The sequence below is a fragment of the Candidatus Binatia bacterium genome, assembly GCA_036563615.1.
Lineage (GTDB): Bacteria > Desulfobacterota > Binatia > UBA12015 > UBA12015 > DATCMB01.
Genome location: DATCMB010000007.1, coordinates 1 through 17329 on the forward strand (window position 1 = coordinate 1; position 17329 = coordinate 17329).

Consider the following 17329-nt stretch of genomic DNA (forward strand, 5'->3'; position numbering starts at 1 on the left):
CCATTGAAGGGGGCTTTTCCAGCCGCCTACCGAGGGGACGATGCGCATTCCGCGGCTCCTAAGCCGCGGCCCCATTGAAGGGAGGTCGACGAGGGCTCCGCGGGGACCGGCGTGGTGATCATTCCGCGGCTCCTAAGCCGCGGCCCCATTGAAGGTTGCGCAGCCGTTCTCGGGCTTCAATCGCGGGCTGGCGTCATTCCGCGGCTCCTAAGCCGCGGCCCCATTGAAGGACGGAAGAGCAGCTGCGCAAGGTCCTCGAACGCGCGTTCATTCCGCGGCTCCTAAGCCGCGGCCCCATTGAAGGGGAGGCGGCGGCCCGGGCAGGCCCGGGTCGTCCGGGCATTCCGCGGCTCCTAAGCCGCGGCCCCATTGAAGGACCGCGTACGCCGACAAGGTCCTCTGCGACACCGACGCCATTCCGCGGCTCCTAAGCCGCGGCCCCATTGAAGGGAGACGCGGCGCCAGGAGATCCAGAGCGGTCGCAGCGGCATTCCGCGGCTCCTAAGCCGCGGCCCCATTGAAGCTCGGTGTCCGAGGACGAGGAGCGGCGCAAGCAACAACATTCCGCGGCTCCTAAGCCGCGGCCCCATTGAAGCTCGTGCTCCAGGCGCGGCTGCTGCCACTCCCAGAGCATTCCGCGGCTCCTAAGCCGCGGCCCCATTGAAGCTGCGCGTGGCCGAGGATCGTGCCCTCGATGTAGGTCATTCCGCGGCTCCTAAGCCGCGGCCCCATTGAAGCCGGCGGCAAGCTCGACGCTTTGGCCGAGATCCTCGCAGGCGCGACGCAGCGCCGCTCAACGGGGGGCCGTACCGTGCTCCGCCCGGACCGCCGTCTCCGGCGCCAGCACCACCACCGCGAGCGGCGGCAGCGTCATCTCCGCCGAGCACGGCTGCCCGTGCCACGGCACCTCCTCGGCGTGCACGCCGCCGAGGTTGCCGACGCCGCTGCCGCCGTACTCGCGCGCGTCGCCGTTCAGGAGCTCGCGCCAGAAGCCGCCGCGCGGCAGGCCGAGGCGGTAGCGGCTGCGCGGGATCGGCGTGAAGTTGCACACCACGACCACGACGTCGTCGCGGTCGCGGGCGTAGCGCGCATACGAGAGCGTGCTGCCCTCGGCGTCGTTGCAGTCGATCCAGGCGAAGCCCTGCGGGTCGCAGTCGAGCTCGTGCAGCGCGCGTTGCGCGCGGTAGGCGGCGTTGAGATCCGCGAGCCAGCGCGCGACGCCGGCGTGCTCGGGGCGCTCGAGGAGGTCCCAGTCGAGGCTCGTCTCGTGGTACCACTCGTTCCAGGTCGCGAGCTCGGCGCCCATGAAGAGCAGCTTCTTGCCGGGCTGGGTCAGCATGTAGCCGAGCAGCAAGCGCAAATTCGCGAAGCGCTGCCAGTCGTCGCCCGGCATCTTGCGCAGCAGCGACCCTTTCCCGTGCACCACCTCGTCGTGCGACAGCGGCAGGACGAAGTGCTCGGAGAAGGCGTACATGGCGCGGAAGGTGAGCTGGCCGTGGTGGAACTTCCGGTAGACCGGATCGTGCGCCAGGTACTCGAGCGTGTCGTGCATCCAGCCCATGTCCCACTTGAGGCCGAAGCCGAGCCCGCCGACGTACGTGGGGCGCGACACCATCGGCCACGCGGTCGACTCCTCGGCGATGGTCTGCGTGCCGGGGTGCTGGGCGTACACCTCGACGTTCATCCGGCGCAGAAACTCGATCGCGTCGAGATTCTCGCGGCCGCCGTACCTGTTCGGGATCCACTCGCCGGGCTTGCGCGAGTAGTCGAGGTAAAGCATCGACGCGACCGCGTCGACACGCAATCCGTCGGCGTGGTAGCGCTCGAGCCAGAACAGCGCGCTCGACAGCAGGAAGCTGCGCACCTCGTTGCGCCCGTAGTTGAAGATGAAGCTCGACCAGTCGGGGTGGAAGCCCTGACGCGCGTCGCCGTGCTCGTAGAGGTGCGTGCCGTCGAAGTAGCCGAGCCCGTGCTCGTCGGTCGGGAAGTGCGACGGCACCCAGTCGAGGATCACGCCGATCCCCGCCTGGTGCAGGGTGTCGATGAGGAACATCAGGTCCTGCGGCGTGCCGTAGCGGCTGGTCGGCGCGAAGTAGCCGGTCGTCTGGTAGCCCCACGAGCCGTAGAACGGGTGCTCCATCACCGGCAGCAGCTCGACGTGCGTGAAGCCCATGCGCTGGACGTGTTCGACGAGCAGCGGCGCGAGCTCGCGGTACGTGAGAAAGCGGCCGTCCGCAGCGCGACGCCACGAGCCGACGTGCAGCTCGTAGATCGACATCGGCGCGTCGAGCGCGTTGCGCGCCGCGCGCGACGCGAGCCACTCGTCGTCGTGCCACTCGTAGTCGAGCCGCCAGACGCGCGACGCGGTCGCCGGCGGCAGCTCGCTGCAGAACGCGAGCGGGTCCGCCTTGTCCACCTCGTAGCCCGCGTAGCGCGAGCGCAGGTGGTACTTGTACGTCGCGCCGGGCTCGACGCCGGGAATGAAGCCGTACCAGATCCCCGAGCCCTCGAGCGCGCGCAGCGGGTGCGCGTCCTTGCTCCAGCCGTTGAAGCTGCCGATCACCGACACCGTCTCGGCGTTCGGCGCCCAGACGGCGAAGTGCGTGCCGGCGACGCCGTCGACCACGTCGGGATGCGCGCCGAGCTTCTCGTACAGGCGCAGGTGCGTGCCCTCGTTGAACAGGTAGACGTCCTGCTCGCCGAGCAGCGAGACGTCGTACCGCACGGGCCCGACACCGCCCGCCGTCCCAGCCTGAAGATCGTCCATCGCGAGGTTACTCGAGACCGAGTACCTCCAGGATGCCGCGCAACGGGATCCGCAGCCAGCCCGGGCGCCGATCGATCGCGTGCTCGATCTCGTCGAAGCTCTTCTCGAGCGCGAAGATCGTCAGCAGCGCGGCGAGGTCGCTGCGCTCGCGCGGCACGAACGACGCGTCGCCCGCCTGCTGCAGGTAGCCGCGCAGGAAGTTCGAGCCCGACCAGCGCGCGAAGAAGTGCGCCCAGGGCTCGAGAACCGGCACGTCCTCCGGACGCACCAGCGCGGCCGCGCCGTCGCCGAGCAGCCCGCCACGCGCCGCGTGGTGGAACGACCACAGCATCGACGCGACGTCGCGCATCGCCGACGTCTTGATGCGGCGCTCGGCCGGCGTCTGGATCTCGCTCGCCGCGAGGTCGACGACCACGAAGTCGCGCCCGGTCCACAGCACCTGGCGCAGCTCGAAGTTGCCGTGGCAGCGGATGCGGGTCGCGTGGATCCGGCGTCCGAGCAGCGCCGACCCGAAGCGCTGCACGATGTCGTGCTCGCGGGCCGTGACCGCGCGCGCGAGCTCGACCACCTCCTCGGGAAGCGACGGCATCCGGTCGCGCACGAGCGCGAGCACCCGCAGCGCCTGGTTGCGCAGCGACTGGTAGAGCGAGCGCTGCCAGAGGGCGGTGAAGTCCTCCGGCGCGAACGCCGGATCCTCCTTGTCCTGCGACAGCGCGAGGTGCAGCTCCGCGGTGCGCCGCCCGAGCAGGCGCGCGAACTCGAGGTAGCTGCCCATCATCTCGCCGACGAGCGGCGGCGGCTCGCGGTCGATCAGCACGACCGGGCTCTCGCGCGGCGCCGGCACCTCGCCGACCTCCGCCGAGCGCGCGAGCGCGTGCTGGAAGAACTGCTGCACCTGATCGACGGTGAACTGGAACGCGTCGCCCTCGTTCGGCACGTAGCCTTGCAGGATGGCGATCGTCGCGGGTTGACGACGCGGCGAGGTGTACTCGAGCGCGCCCGCGATCGGTGCGGCCTGAACGAAGCTCACGCGCTCGGTGAGGAAGAGACCGACCTCGAGCTCGGCGTTGATGCCCTCGGTGACGCCGTGCAGCACCTTCAGCACCAGCCGGTCGCCGTACACCACCGCACGCTGATAGGGCTCCGGCCGCATCACCGACGGCGTGACGTCGGTGTCGCCCGAGCCGCGCAGCGCGCGGAAGGCGCGCGTCTGCGACGGCACGATGTCGCCCTTGTCGCCGCGCAGCGTGCGCCGGCGCGCGATCGCGTCGAGCAGCGAGAGCGCGACCTTCGGGTCCTCGAGCGCGTCGTACAGCACGCCGCGCTCCGTCTGGCCCTTGGTGGTGATCTCGACGTCGGCGATCGCGATGTCGCGCTGCTCACGCAGCCGCGCCGCGCGGTCGCCCGAGGTGAACGCGACCGGCAGCGCGTACAGATCCGACGTGCCGGACGTGTCGACGCGGACGATCAGGAAGACCGCGTCGTCCGCCTCGCTGCCGATGTCGACGACGTCGTGCAGCGTCACGCGCGTGGTGCTCGTCATCGTGCCCGACAGCCAGCCGCGCCGGCGCAGCACCTGCGCCAGCGCCGCCGCGAAGGCGGCGTGGCCGTCGCCGCGCAGCACGTTCTGCCAGGAGCCCTTCGTGCGCAGCACCGGAAGCGGCGCGTCCGCGATCGAGATCTGATCTCGCCCGCGGCCCTCCGGCTGCTCGAGCGAGAACCAGTAGAACGAGTGCGGGCCGAGCGTCAGCAGGTACGGCAGGTCGCCGATCGGCGGGAAGGGCTTCTTGCCGAACAGCTCGACCGCCACCATGCCCTTCCACTGCGAGAGGTCGAGCTCGACGTACTCGACGAAGCGCGACAGGTTCGCGACGACGAGGATCGTCTCGTCCTCGTAGTGCCGCACGAAGGACAGCACCTTGCGGTTGCTCGGCGTCAAGAAAGAAATCGATCCGCGACCGAACGCCTTGTGCTGCTTGCGCAGCGCGATCAGGCGCTTCATCCAGAACAGCAGCGAGTGCAGGTTGTTCTGCTGCGCTTCGACGTTGTGGCTCTCGTAGTGGTACTCGGGATCGACGATCACCGGCAGGTAGAGCTTCTGCGGGTTGGCGCGCGAGAAGCCGGCGTTGCGGTCGCCGGTCCACTGCATCGGGGTGCGCACGCCGTTGCGGTCGCCGAGATAGATGTTGTCGCCCATCCCGATCTCGTCGCCGTAGTAGATGACGGGCGTCCCGGGCAGCGAGAACAGGAGCGCGTTCATCAGCTCCATGCGCCGACGGTCGTTGCCGAGCAGCGGCGCGAGCCGACGACGAATTCCGAGATTGATGCGCGCCTGCGCGTCGTGCGCGTAGACGCGGTACATGTAGTCGCGCTCCTCGTCGGTCACCATCTCGAGCGTGAGCTCGTCGTGGTTGCGCAGGAACAGCGCCCACTGGCAGGTCTCGGGGATCTCCGGCGTCTGCTGCAGGATGTCGATGATCGGGAAGCGGTCCTCCATGTGCAGCGCCATGAACAGGCGCGGCATCACCGGGAAGTGGAACGCCATGTGGCACTCGTCGCCGTTGCCGAAGTAGGCGACGGCGTCCTCCGGCCACTGGTTCGCCTCCGCGAGCAGCATGCGGTCGCTGTAGTTGCGGTCGACGTGCGCGCGCAGCTCGCGCAGGAACGCGTGCGTCTCGGGCAGGTTCTCGCAGTTCGTCCCTTCGCGCTCGTAGAGGTACGGGATCGCGTCGAGCCGCAGGCCGTCGACCCCGAGGTTCAGCCAGAAGTCGAGCACGCGGAACACCGCCTTGCGCACGTCGGGGTGGTCGAAGTTGAGGTCGGGCTGGTGCGAGTAGAAGCGGTGCCAGTAGTACTGGCCGGCGACCTCGTCCCAGGTCCAGTTCGAGCGCTCGAAGTCCTTGAAGATGATGCGCGCCTCGCGGTAGCGGTCCGGCGTGTCGCTCCACACGTAGTACTCGCGCCAGCGGCTGCCGCGCGGCGAGCGCCGCGCGCGCTGGAACCACGGGTGCTGGTCCGACGTGTGGTTGATGACCAGCTCGGTGACGACGCGCAGGCCGCGCCGGTGCGCCTCGCGCAGGAAGTGCTTGAAGTCCTCGAGCGTCCCGCAGTCGGGGTGCACCGAGGTGAAGTCCGAGATGTCGTAGCCGTCGTCCTTCAGCGGCGACGGATAGAACGGCAGTAGCCAGAGCGTCGTGACGCCGAGGTCCTGCAGGTAGTCGAGCTTCTCGGCGAGGCCGCGGAAGTCGCCGATGCCGTCGCCGTCGCTGTCGTAGAAGGCGCGGACGCGCACCTCGTAGAAGATCGCGTCGCGGTACCAGAGCGGTTCCTCGGGCAGCACCCGCCGGGCGGGCTTCGGCGGGCGCCGCACTCCCGAATGCGCCTGCCTCACGGGAAGATTCCCCGCCGCCGCTTCGCCTCGGCGATGCGGCTCACGCCGCGGATCAGCGCCGCGGTCCGCATGTCGACCTTGCGCTGCTGCGCGGTCGCCAGCACCTCGGCGAACGCGCGCTGCATGAGCGTCGTCAAGCGTGAATTCACCTCGTCCTCGGACCAGAAGAAGTGCTGCAGCCCCTGCACCCACTCGAAGTACGACACCGTGACGCCGCCGGCGTTCGCGAGGATGTCGGGCACGACGAAGATGCCGCGCCCGTTCAGGATCTCGTCGGCCTCGAGGTTGGTCGGACCGTTCGCGCCCTCGACCACGAGGCGGCAGCGCAGCCGCGCGGCGTTGGCGCCGGTGATCTGGTTCTGGATCGCGGCCGGGATCAGCACCTCGCACGGCAGCTCGAGCAGCTCCGCGTTCGTCACGCGGTCGGCGTCGGGGAAGCCCTCGAGCGTCCGGCGCTCGGCCATCCAGGCGTCGACCGCGGCGAGGTCGAGGCCCTTCGGATCGTAGATGCCGACGTTGACGTCGGACACCGCGACCACGCGCGCGCCCGCCGCGGCCGCGAGCCGCGCCGACACCGAGCCGACGTTGCCGTAGCCCTGCACGACGACGCGCGCGCCCTCGACCGGAATCCCGAGATGGCGGCACGCCTCGATCATGCAGGTCACCACGCCGCGTCCGGTCGCCTCCTTGCGCCCGAGCGAGCCGCCGATCTCGAGCGGCTTGCCGGTGACCACGCCCGGCACCGAGTAGCCCTTGGTCTGCGAGTAGGTGTCCATGATCCAGGCCATGACCTGCTCGTCGGTGCCGAGGTCGGGCGCCGGGATGTCGCGGTCCGGCCCGATCACGTCGATGATCTCGGAGGTGTAGCGGCGCGTGATGCGCTGCAGCTCGGCAGGCGAGAAGTTCTTGGGATTGATGCGCAGACCGCCCTTCGCGCCGCCGAACGGCAGCGCCATGATCGCGCACTTCCACGACATCCACATCGCCAGCGCGGTGACCTCGCCGAGATCGACGTCCTCGTCGTAGCGGATCCCGCCCTTGGTGGGGCCCATCGTCGTGAGGTGCTGCACGCGGTAGCCGAACACCGTCTCCACCACGTTGTACGAATCGCGACGGAAGGGAAAGGACACGACGTGCGCGCGCTGCGGGGTGCGCAGGCGGTGCCAGATGTTCTCCTGCAGCCCCATGATCTCCGCGGTCCGGTCGAGCTGCGCGACCGCCAGGCGGTACATGGGCGTGTCCCACTCGAGATGCCGGGGTTGCATGGCGACCTCCTCCTTCGCGGCCCTTCGTCCTCGTGCCCGCCCCGCACGCGCGGCGCCAGCCTATCCTCCGCTCTTCTTCTGGGCACGCTTGCCGTCGTTGGCCGGCGTCTCCTCGACGGCCGGCACCTCGGCGAGCGCGATCCGCACCCGCTGCGGCCGGAAGCTCTGCACCTCCAGGTTCGGCGGGTGGCGGACGTTCTCCTCGGAGATCGTGAACGTCGTGCGGCCGGGCTTCGAGCGACTCGCGTCGACGGTCACCGCGAGGTCGCGCGAGTTGAGCAGCGCGAACGCGCGCCGCGGCCCCGAGAACACCGCCTCGATCTCCTCGGGCTCCATCTTCTCGACCGTGGCGCCGACCGGCACGTTGATCACCTCGACCGGCACCTTGAGGACCATCTCCGCCGGACGCGAGCCGGGCACGAACAGCAGCCAGAGCCCGAGCACCACCGCGAGCGACGCGAGGCGCTCGACCCAGTTCGCGAACAGCATGCGACGCAGGATGCGGCGCGGGCTGCGCGCCGGCTCGCGCGCGGCGTTGAACGCCGCGAGCACGCGCGCGAGCTCGTTCGCGTCGCGCAGCGTGCGCAGCTTGCCGTCCTGCGCGACCGAGATCCGCCCGCGCTCCTCCGACACCACGAGGCAGAGCGCGTCGGTCAGCTCGGCGAGCCCGAGCGCCGCGCTGTGCCGCGTCCCCATGCCGGCGAGCTGCTGGAAGTCGGTCGACAGCGGCAGGTGCGCGGCAAAGGTCGCGACCCGGTCGTTCTCGATGATCACCGCGCCGTCGTGCCCCGGCGAGTGCGGGTCGAAGATGCTCTTCAGAAGCGGCGTCGACACCTTGGCGCCGAGCTCGATGCCGCCGCGCACGTGACGGCGCAGCGGCTGCTCGCCCTGCAGCACGATCAGCGCGCCGATGCGGTCGCGCGCCATGTCCGACGCGCACTCGACCAGGATGTCGGCGACGTTGGCCGGCGTCTGCACGCGACGGTTGCGGCGCAGGCTGAACAGCGCGAGCCGCTCGAAGAGCTGCCGCAGCTCCTCCTGGAAGATGACGACGAGGATGATGAGGAAGACCGCAAAGAAGCCTTGCAGGAGCCAGGCGGTGAGCTGCAGCCCGATCGAGCGCGCGGCGATGTAGAGCCCGGCGAGGATGACGATGCCGCCCGCGACCAGCGCGGCCTGCGTGCGGCGGATCCAGACCACCGCCGTGTAGAGCATGAACGTGACCAGGAGGATGTCGACCGCGTCCGCGAAGCGGATCTCGAGCAGCGAGTCGATGAGCCTCATGCCGGTCATGCCGCCCTTCGAGTGATAGCCGTCTGCCGCGCGACGGTCACGCAGATCGGGCTGATATCTCGTCTCGACGCCCGACGGAGCGCGGGATCGCGAGCGCGCGCGACGCCTGCTAGAGCGAGCGCGCGATGCACGACGAGCTGCGCGTGCCCGGCTGGAGCGGGCGCATCCCGCACGGCTTCGCACCCGCGGACCAGCCGGTGGCGGACGGCTTCCACCTGGTGCGCGCGAAGCAGGTGCACGGCACGGCCTGCGTCGTCGCCGACGGGCGCACGCCGTCGCCCGCGGGCGAGGCCGACGCGCTGCTCACGACGCACCCCGGCGTCGCGGTCGCGATCGCGACCGCCGACTGCGTGCCGCTGCTGCTCACCGCCGACGACGGCAGCGCGGTGGCCGCGGTGCACGCCGGCTGGCGCGGCACGCTCGCCGGCATCGCCGAGGTCGGGGTGCGCGCGCTCGCGGAGCGCGGCGTCGCACCGGAGCGCGTGCGCGCGGCGCTCGGCCCCTCGATCGACGGCTGCTGCTTCGAGATCGAGCGCGAGATCGCCGAGCGCTTCGCGCAGGCGCTCGGCGACGAGACGTGGGCCGCGTGGCGCGACGGCCCGCGCGCAGGCAAGGGCACCCTCGACCTGCGCGCGATCAACGCGCTCGTCCTGCGTCGGGCCGGCGTGCCGCAGGACGCGATCGCACGCGTCGGTCCGTGCACGATGTGCGGCGGCGGGCCGTTCGCGTCCTACCGCCGCGACGGCGCGAACGCGGGCCGGCAGCTCAGCTGGATCGGCGTCGCGCGCTCCGGCGGCGGTCGAGCCCCGGCCGTGAAACATGCCACACGCAGCCCGGGCGCCGCGGCGCTCGGCCACGAGAAGTCACGTTGAAAGCCATGCAGACGCTAGACGACCTCTTCTCCCTGCGCGGCAAGGTCGCGCTCGTGACCGGCGCCTCGGCCGGCATCGGCGTCGAGCTCGCGCGCGCGCTCGCCATCGCCGGCGCCGACGTGGCGCTGGTCGCGCGCCGGCGCGAGCGGCTCGAAGCGCTCGCGAGCGAGCTGCGCGCGGGCGGCGTGCGCGCCGAGCCGATCGCCGCCGACCTCGCCTCCGACGCCGACGTCGAGCGCATCGTCCCCGAGTGCGAGGAGCGCCTCGGGCCGGTCGACATCCTGGTGAACAACGCCGGCATCGCGCTCATCGGACGCTCGGAGCGCTTCCCGCGCGACAAGTGGGACACGACCCTGCGCGTCGATCTCACCGCCGCCTGGCTGCTCTGCCAGCAGGTCGGAAGGCGCATGATCGAGCGCGGCAGCGGCGGACGGATCGTCAACGTGACGTCGGTGATCTCGGCCGGCGCGAACCCGATCTACCACGGCCCGGCCTACAGCGCGGCGAAGGCGGCGCTGCTCAACGTCACGCGTCAGCTCGCGGTCGAGTGGGCGCAGTACGGCATCACGGTGAACGCGCTCGCACCCGGCTGGTTCACGACCGAGATGACGGCCGAGGGCTTCACGCAGGAGCGCTTCCGCAGCAAGGCCGAGACGCTGACGCCGATGGGGCGCATCGGCGAGCCGCACGAGCTGCGCTCGGCGCTGCTCTTCCTGACCGCGCCGTCGTCGACCTTCGTCACCGGCACGACGGTGTTCGTCGACGGCGGCTGGACCGCCTGGTGAGCGACGCGGGCGGCGCCGCGGCGTCGCCTGCGCGCGGCGCCGCGCGGTCGGCGCACGATGCCGACGCGTCGCTCGAGCGCGACGCCGCGCGGACGCTTCGCGCTGCCGACGCATCTTCTGCGCAAGACGTCGCACGGCCGCCCTTCGACGTCCCCGCGCTGCGCGCGGCGCTGCTCGCCTGGTACGACGCGCACGCGCGCCCCCTGCCCTGGCGCGTGCGTCGCGACCCGTACCGCGTCTGGGTCGCCGAGGTGATGCTGCAGCAGACCCGCGTCGAGGTCGTGATCCCGGCCTACGAGCGCTTCCTGCGCCGCTTCCCGGATCTCGCGTCGCTCGCGCGCGCGAGCGAGGAGCGCGTCCTCGCCGCGTGGTCGGGGCTCGGCTACTACACGCGCGCGCGCAGCCTGCACCGCGCGGCGCGCGCGCTCGTCGCGCGCGGCGAGACCACGTTTCCGGCCGACGCCGACGCCGCGCGAACGCTGCCGGGTGTGGGCCCGTACACGCTCGCTGCCGTGCTGTCGATCGCCTACGGATTGCCGCACGCCGCGGTGGACGCAAACGTCGCGCGCGTGCTCGCGCGCCTCGCCTGCCTGGGACGTCCGGACGCGCGCCTCGAGCCGCACCGCACGCTCGCCGCAGAGCTCCTCGACCGCTCGCGCCCGGGCGAGTGGAACGAGGCGCTGATGGAGCTCGGCGAGACCGTGTGCCGGCCGCGCGCGCCGCAGTGTGGCTCGTGTCCGGTTCACACGCACTGCCTCGCGCACGCCCGCGGCGTCGCCGAGCGGCACCCGCCGCCGCGCGAGCGCCGCGCGCCCGAGCGCGTGCGGGTCGCGCTCACGCTGCTGCACGACGGCGCGGGTCGCGTGCTGCTCGAGCGCGGCGCCTTCCCGCACCTGCCGCACCTCTGGCTGCCGCTCGCGCAGGTCGGACCGGACGCGCGCGGCGAGGGCGCGAGCGTCGGCGTCGTGCGCCACGCGATCCTGCACCGCCAGCTCGAGGTCGAGGTCTACGTGCGGCGCACGACGCCCGCTCGGCTCGCGCGCGCCGCACGCAACGCGAAACCCGAGCGCCGGGTGTTCGCGCGCGCGGCGCTCGCCCGCGTCGGCCGCTCGTCGCTGCTCACCAAGGCGCTCGCGCTCGCCGGATTGATCCCGCGCGCGCGATGAACCAGTGTGCGGGCGACATGAGCGTCGACCGCACGATCCGCGACAAGGCCGCCATCGTCGGCATCGGCCAGACGAGGTTCGCGAAGCACCTCGGCATGTCGGAGTACGAGATGGCGGTCGAGGCGATCTTCGCCGCCTGCGAGGACGCGGGCATCGCGCCGCGCGAGATCGACGGGCTCGTGCGCTACGACATGGAGCAGACCGACGAGGAGCAGCTGCTCTCCGTGCTCGGCAACCCGCTGCTCCGCTTCTTCGCCGGCACCGCGTGGGGCGGCGGCGGCTCGGCGTCGGTGCTGGTGGTCGCGGCGAGCGCGATCGCGTCGGGCATGGCCGAGACGGTCCTCGTCTACCGCTCGCGCGCGCGCGGCAAGCACTCGAGCTGGGGCAAGGATCCGAAGCAGGGCGGACGCTACTGGGAGAAGCTGCCGTCGACGCTGCCCGGGCTCAACCAGTGGCACGTGCCGCAGGGGCTGGTCTCGGCGTTTCAGGAGATGGCGATGATCAGCATGCGCCATCGCATCGAGTTCGGCACGAACGACGACCAGTACGCCGACGTCGCGATCGCGTTTCGCGAGCACGCGATGCGCAACCCGAACGCGGTGATGCGCGCGCCGATGACGCGCGAGGATCATCACGCCTCGCGCATGATCTCCGACCCGCTGCGGCTCTACGACTGCAACATCGAAACCGACGGCGCGGTGGCGATGATCGTCACCTCGGTCGAGCGCGCGCGCGACCTGCGCCAGCCGCCGGCGGTGATCCGCGCGGGCGCGATGGCGGCGGGCTCGCACCACATCCGGCTCTCGACGCTGTTCGAGCGTCCGTGGGACGAGGAGTCTCCGGTGCGCGTCGCGCGCCAGCTCTACGCGATGGCGGGCGTCGGACCGCACGAGATCAAGGCCGCGTTCTTCTACGACTTCTTCACCTCGATGGTGATCATCGCGCTCGAGCAGTACGGCTTTGCGCCGCGCGGCGAGGGCGGGCCGTTCGTCGAGAACGGCGGCCTCGCGTGGCGCGGCGGACGGCTGCCGTGCAACACCAACGGCGGCCAGCTCTCGGAGGCGTTCATCCACGGCTTCAACAACACCGTCGAGGCGGTGCGGCAGATCCGCGGCACCTCGACCTCGCAGGTCGAGGGCTGCGACCTCGTGCTGGTCGCCGGTGCCAACACCGATCCGACCGGCGCGGTGATCCTGCGGAGGCTGTGAGATGTCCGCCGAGCTGTCCTCGCCGACGCCGCCCCTGCCGCAGCCGACGCCCGACAGCGCGCCGTTCTACGAGGCCGCGCGCCGCGGCGAGCTGCGGCTGCAGAAGTGCACGAGCTGCGGACGCTTCCGCCACTACCCGCGTCCGGTGTGCCCGCACTGCCTGTCGCGCGACTTCGCCTGGGAGCGCGCGAGCGGCCGCGGCACGGTCTACACCTGGACGATCGTCCGCGGGCCGACGCTGCCCGCGTTCCAGCACAAGCTGCCCTACAACGTGGTCGACGTGCTGCTCGAGGAGGGCGTGCACTTCGTGAGCGAGGTGCTCGACTGCGCGCCCGAGGAGATCCACGCCGGCATGCCGGTCGAGGCGACGTTCGTGCCGGTCAGCGACGAGATCACGCTGGTCAAGTTCCGGCGCGTGAGATGAGCCGTGAGATACGCGCACGCGCGATGAGCCTCGGATGAAGCAGACACGCCCGCAGCTCGCCTACCTGCACGGCTTCGCCTCGGGACCCGGCAGTACGAAGGCGCAGTTCCTCCGCGCGCGGCTCGCCGAGCTCGGCGTCGAGCTCGCGATCCCCGACCTCGCACCCGACTTCCGCCGCATGACGATCGGTGGCGAGCTCGCGGTGGTGGAAGAGCTGCTCGACGAAGCAGAGCAGACGATCCTCCTGGGCTCGAGCCTCGGCGGCTACCTCGCGGCGCTCGCCGCCGAGCGCCATCCCGCGCGCATCCCCGGGCTCGTCCTGCTCGCGCCGGCGTTCGGCTTCGTCGAGCGCTGGCAGCGACGGCTCGGTGCCGAAGCCATGGCGCAGTGGCGCGCGAGCGACGAGCTGCGCGTCTTCCACTATGCAACCAACCGCGAGGAGCCGCTGTCGATCGACGTCGTCGACGAGGCACGGCGCTACCCCGCACAGCCCGACCCGCCCTGCCCCGCGCTGGTCTTCGCCGGGCGGCGCGACGAGTCGGTGCCGCTCGACGCGATCGAGCCGTTCGCCGCCGCGCGCGCGAACCGCGAGCTCGTCGTCTTCGACGCGGGACACGAGCTCATCGAGGTGCTCGAGCCGATGTGGCAGCGGACGTGCGAGTTCCTCGCGTCGCTCGGCGCTCTGCCGCGCACGTCGTGAGCGACGGGCGGCCCCCGAGCTCGCTCAGCGCCGTCCCGTGCGCTCCCGGAGCTCCTGCAGCGGGTTCAGGAAGACGCGGAACTCGCCGAACCGCTCGGCGATCGCCCGCCGGTACTTCGAGCGCGCGACGATCTCGAGGCGGATGCCGTCGGGGTCGGAGAAGAAGGTCGCGTAGTAGTCGTCGTTGTACTCCGGCCAGACGCGCGGCTCGGAAGCGTCGACGCCCCAGCTCCGCAGCGTCGCGCACGCGTGGTCGACGGACGCGCGGTCCGGCACCTGGAAGCAGACGTGGTGCAGCCCGGGCGCGTACGGATCGTGGCCGACGCGTCCGCCGCGCGCCGGGCGGATCGAGAGCTGCAGGACGCGGTTGAAGTAGTGCGCGTGCGGCTCGCCGGCGATCTGCCTGTCGCCCTTGCGGAAGCCCAGGTAGCGCATGAGGCGGTCGTAGAACGCCTCCGAGCGCGAGAAGTCGGCGACCGAGACGTACAGGTGGTCGAGGCCGAGGACCTCGAGCGTGCGCTCGCCGCCTGCCGCGGACGGCGTCACGAGACGGCCTCGTGGCACACGGCCTCGACGTTGTAGCCGTCGGGGTCGAGGACGAACGCGCCGTAGTAGTTGGGGTGGTACTGCGCGCGGACGCCGGGCTTGCCGTTGTCGCGCCCGCCGGCCGCGATCGCGGCCTCGTAGAAGGCGTCGACGGTCTTCCGATCGCGGGTCGTGAAGGCGACGTGCAGACCCGCCGTCGGGGTGCCGGGCGCGATCCAGAAGTCGGGCTTGCCGTCCGCGCCGAAGCCGGCGGCGATGCCGGCGTACTCCTTCACGAGCTGGTAGCCGAGCGGGGCGAGCGCCGCCTGGTAGAAGCGCTTGCTGCGCTCGAAGTCCGAGACGGAAATCCCCAGGTGATCGATCATCGCGTGCCTCCGTGCGGATGGAATGCAGCCGTTCCCGCGACGATTCGGCATGCGCGCGCGCGAAGCAACGGGCGGCGGTTGAACGCGGCGCTCACCGCCGTTAGTCGCACGTCGAGCACAGGATGGCACGCACGCTCGGCATCGATCTCGGCGGGACCAAGATCGAGGGCGTCGTCCTGGAGGACGACCTGTCGATCGTCGCGCGCAAGCGCATCCCGACCGAGCGCGAACGCGGCTACGAGCACATCGTCGACCGCGTCGTCGACATGGTGCGCGACTTCCTGCCGATGATCCCCGACTGTCGCGTCGTCGGGATCGGCACGCCGGGCGCGCTCACGCAGGACGGCACGCTCAAGAATTCGAACACGACGTGCCTGAACGGCAGGCCGCTGCTCGCCGACCTCGAGCGCGCGCTCGGGCTGCCGGTGCGGCTCGAGAACGACGCCAACTGCTTCGTCCTCGCCGAGGCGCTCGCCGGCGCCGGTCGCGGGTACGAGGTCGTGTTCGGCGTGATCCTCGGCACGGGGGTGGGCGGCGGGATCGTGATGCGCGGGCAGCTCTGGTCCGGCCCGCAGCACATCGCCGGGGAGTGGGGCCACCACGCCATCGATCCCGAGGGCCCCGAGTGCTACTGCGGACAGCGCGGCTGCGTCGAGACGCTGCTCTCGGGACCGGCCCTCGAGCGCGCCTACCGCGAGGCGGGCGGCGCGCCGGCGAGCGTGCGCGAGATCGCCGACCGCGCGGCGGCCGGCGAGGAGATCGCGGCCCGGGTCCTCGGCGGCTACCTCGAAAGCTTCGGCCGCGCGCTCGCCAACGTGATCTCGATCCTCGATCCGTCGGTCGTCGTCCTGGGCGGCGGCCTCTCGAACCTCGACGTGCTCTACGACCGCGGCCGCGCGGAGGTGGCGCGGCGCGTGTTCAACGACCGGCTGCTCACGCCGATCGTCAAGAACAGGCTCGGCGACTCGGCGGGCTCGCTCGGCGCGGCGCTGCTCGCCGCGGCCGCGAGCGGCGAGGGGGGAGCCGGCTGATGTTCCGTCGTCACGGGGCGAGCCCGCTGCTCGCGCCGTCCGGAGCGGCGCTGCTCGGCGTCGCACGTTCGGCTTCTACACCGTAGGTCGGTGTGGCAAGGTCGGTGAGATGTCCTCGCAGGCGAACCTGCAGGAAGCCGACGATCGGCTCTCCCCCGAAGAGCTGCACGAGGCGTGGGGGTTGCTCTCGCACGACGACCGTGTCGAGGGCTTCCGCCTGCTCGACCGTGCGATCGCCGAGGACTTCTTCCTCTCGCTGAGCTCGCGCGAGCAGGCCGAGCTGCTCGCCGAGCTGCCGCACGTCCAGCGCCGCTCCTGGCTGCGCCTGCTGCCGCTCGACGACGCCGCGGACCTGATCCAGGAGTTCCCCGAGCCCGAGCGCGAGCGCCTGCTGTCGCTGTTCGACGAGAGCACGCGCAAGGAGCTGATGGGGCTCCTCGCCTACGCCGAGGACCGCGCCGGCGGTCTGATGAACCCGAAGTACGCGCGCGTGCGGCCGGACATGAGCGTCGACGAGGCGATCGCCTACCTGCGACGCCAGGCGCGCGAGCGCATCGAGTACATCTACTACGTCTACGTGCTCGACGCGGAGCAGCGCCTGCTCGGCGTGGTGACCTTCCGCGAGCTCTTCGCCGCGCGTCCCGAGCAGCGCGTGCGCGAGGTGATGCGCACCGACATCGTCACCGTGCCCGAGGAGATGGACCAGGAGCACGTGAGCCAGCTCTTCGCGCGCCACGACCTGGCGGCCATCCCGGTCGTCGACACGGAAGGACGCATCAAGGGTATCGTCACGGTCGACGACATCGTCGACGTCGTGCAGGAGGAGGCCACCGAGGACATCCAGAAGATCGGTGGTACCGCAGCGCTCGACGCGCCGTACCTCGACGTCGGCCTGTTCAGCATGATCCGCAAGCGCGCCGGCTGGCTGTCGGTGCTGTTCCTCGGCGAGATGCTGACCACGACCGCGATGGCGTACTTCGAGAGCGAGCTCGAGCGCGCGATCGTGCTCGCGGTGTTCATCCCGCTGATCATCTCGAGCGGCGGCAACTCGGGCTCGCAGGCGACGACGCTCGTCATCCGCGCGATGGCGCTCGACGAGATCCGGCTGCGCGACTGGTACCGCGTCGTGCGGCGCGAGCTCCTCTCGGGGCTCGCGCTCGGCGGGATCCTCGGCGCGCTCGGCTTCCTGCGCGTGGTGCTGGGCGGCGCGTACCTGAACACGTACGGCGAGCACTACGTGCTGGTCGGCCTCACGGTCGCGGTGAGCCTGGTCGGCGTCGTGACCTGGGGCACGCTCGCCGGATCGATGCTGCCGTTCGTGCTGCGCAAGCTCGGCTTCGACCCGGCGAGCGCGTCCGCACCGTTCGTCGCGACGCTGGTCGACGTGTGCGGCATCCTGATCTACTTCGGGCTCGCGAGCGTGATCCTGGCGGGGACGCTCCTCTAGGCGAGACGCTCTTCCTTGCCCGCGCCGGGCGGCGCGACGGCGGGACGCCTCGCCGGCGCGCCCCGCCCT

The 17329-nt window shown here is 71.3% G+C and carries 14 protein-coding genes and 1 CRISPR repeat array; of the genes, 8 read left to right on the top strand and 6 right to left on the bottom strand.

What is annotated here, in order from left to right; genetic code table 11:
* Window positions 1–45: 45 nt before the first annotated feature.
* A CRISPR array of direct repeats spans window positions 46–737; the repeat unit is 35 nt; unit sequence CATTCCGCGGCTCCTAAGCCGCGGCCCCATTGAAG.
* Between the two features lie 56 nt (window positions 738–793).
* From glgB to VIS07_07190, 4 genes are read right to left on the bottom strand one after another with little or no spacing between them, the layout of a single operon-like run.
* Window positions 794–2767 (bottom strand): 1,4-alpha-glucan branching protein GlgB, encoded by a 1974-nt coding sequence (gene glgB / locus VIS07_07175; protein ID HEY8515276.1) that lies wholly within the window; start codon window positions 2765–2767, stop codon window positions 794–796.
* A gap of 7 nt (window positions 2768–2774) precedes the next feature.
* Window positions 2775–6107, bottom strand: coding sequence for a maltose alpha-D-glucosyltransferase (treS, locus tag VIS07_07180; protein HEY8515277.1), 3333 nt, complete (start codon window positions 6105–6107; stop codon window positions 2775–2777).
* Between the two features lie 47 nt (window positions 6108–6154).
* Window positions 6155–7423, bottom strand: a complete 1269-nt coding sequence (locus VIS07_07185) for a Glu/Leu/Phe/Val dehydrogenase (GenBank protein ID HEY8515278.1) — start codon at window positions 7421–7423, stop codon at window positions 6155–6157.
* A gap of 60 nt (window positions 7424–7483) precedes the next feature.
* On the bottom strand, window positions 7484–8707 hold the full coding sequence (locus tag VIS07_07190) for a diadenylate cyclase (GenBank protein HEY8515279.1): 1224 nt from the start codon (window positions 8705–8707) through the stop codon (window positions 7484–7486).
* A gap of 134 nt (window positions 8708–8841) precedes the next feature.
* Here VIS07_07190 and pgeF point away from each other — a divergent pair, with 134 nt between their 5' ends.
* From pgeF to VIS07_07220, 6 genes are read left to right on the top strand one after another with little or no spacing between them, the layout of a single operon-like run.
* Window positions 8842–9588 (top strand): peptidoglycan editing factor PgeF, encoded by a 747-nt coding sequence (gene pgeF / locus VIS07_07195; protein HEY8515280.1) that lies wholly within the window; start codon window positions 8842–8844, stop codon window positions 9586–9588.
* A gap of 5 nt (window positions 9589–9593) precedes the next feature.
* Complete coding sequence (locus tag VIS07_07200) at window positions 9594–10373, top strand: SDR family oxidoreductase (protein ID HEY8515281.1); 780 nt, start codon at window positions 9594–9596, stop codon at window positions 10371–10373.
* A complete protein-coding gene (locus tag VIS07_07205; protein ID HEY8515282.1) occupies window positions 10370–11539 on the top strand; it encodes an A/G-specific adenine glycosylase in 1170 nt (389 codons plus the stop codon). Before VIS07_07200 ends, VIS07_07205 begins: the two co-directional genes overlap by 4 nt.
* Complete coding sequence (locus tag VIS07_07210; GenBank protein HEY8515283.1) at window positions 11536–12747, top strand: lipid-transfer protein; 1212 nt, start codon at window positions 11536–11538, stop codon at window positions 12745–12747. The genes VIS07_07205 and VIS07_07210 overlap by 4 nt, the downstream gene beginning before the upstream one ends.
* Window position 12748: 1 nt before the next feature.
* The gene (locus tag VIS07_07215) at window positions 12749–13171 is read left to right on the top strand and encodes an OB-fold domain-containing protein (GenBank protein HEY8515284.1); all 423 of its coding nucleotides are present in this window, start codon (window positions 12749–12751) and stop codon (window positions 13169–13171) included.
* 34 nt (window positions 13172–13205) lie between these two features.
* Window positions 13206–13871 carry a YqiA/YcfP family alpha/beta fold hydrolase gene (locus VIS07_07220; protein ID HEY8515285.1) on the top strand — a complete coding sequence of 222 codons (666 nt, stop codon included), beginning with the start codon at window positions 13206–13208 and terminating at the stop codon, window positions 13869–13871.
* A 24-nt stretch (window positions 13872–13895) separates the two neighbouring features.
* Here the strand turns inward: VIS07_07220 and VIS07_07225 are convergent, their stop codons facing one another.
* Window positions 13896–14417 carry a VOC family protein gene (locus tag VIS07_07225; protein ID HEY8515286.1) on the bottom strand — a complete coding sequence of 174 codons (522 nt, stop codon included), beginning with the start codon at window positions 14415–14417 and terminating at the stop codon, window positions 13896–13898.
* Window positions 14414–14782: a VOC family protein gene (locus VIS07_07230; protein ID HEY8515287.1), complete on the bottom strand. Its 369-nt coding sequence runs from the start codon at window positions 14780–14782 to the stop codon at window positions 14414–14416. Before VIS07_07230 ends, VIS07_07225 begins: the two co-directional genes overlap by 4 nt.
* Before the next feature lie 122 nt (window positions 14783–14904).
* On the opposite strand from VIS07_07230, the gene VIS07_07235 reads away from it, so the two are divergent.
* Both VIS07_07235 and mgtE read left to right on the top strand, forming a co-directional pair.
* Window positions 14905–15813, top strand: coding sequence for an ROK family protein (locus VIS07_07235; GenBank protein ID HEY8515288.1), 909 nt, complete (start codon window positions 14905–14907; stop codon window positions 15811–15813).
* Between the two features lie 109 nt (window positions 15814–15922).
* Window positions 15923–17260 (top strand): magnesium transporter, encoded by a 1338-nt coding sequence (gene mgtE, locus VIS07_07240; GenBank protein HEY8515289.1) that lies wholly within the window; start codon window positions 15923–15925, stop codon window positions 17258–17260.
* Window positions 17261–17329: the final 69 nt, after the last annotated feature.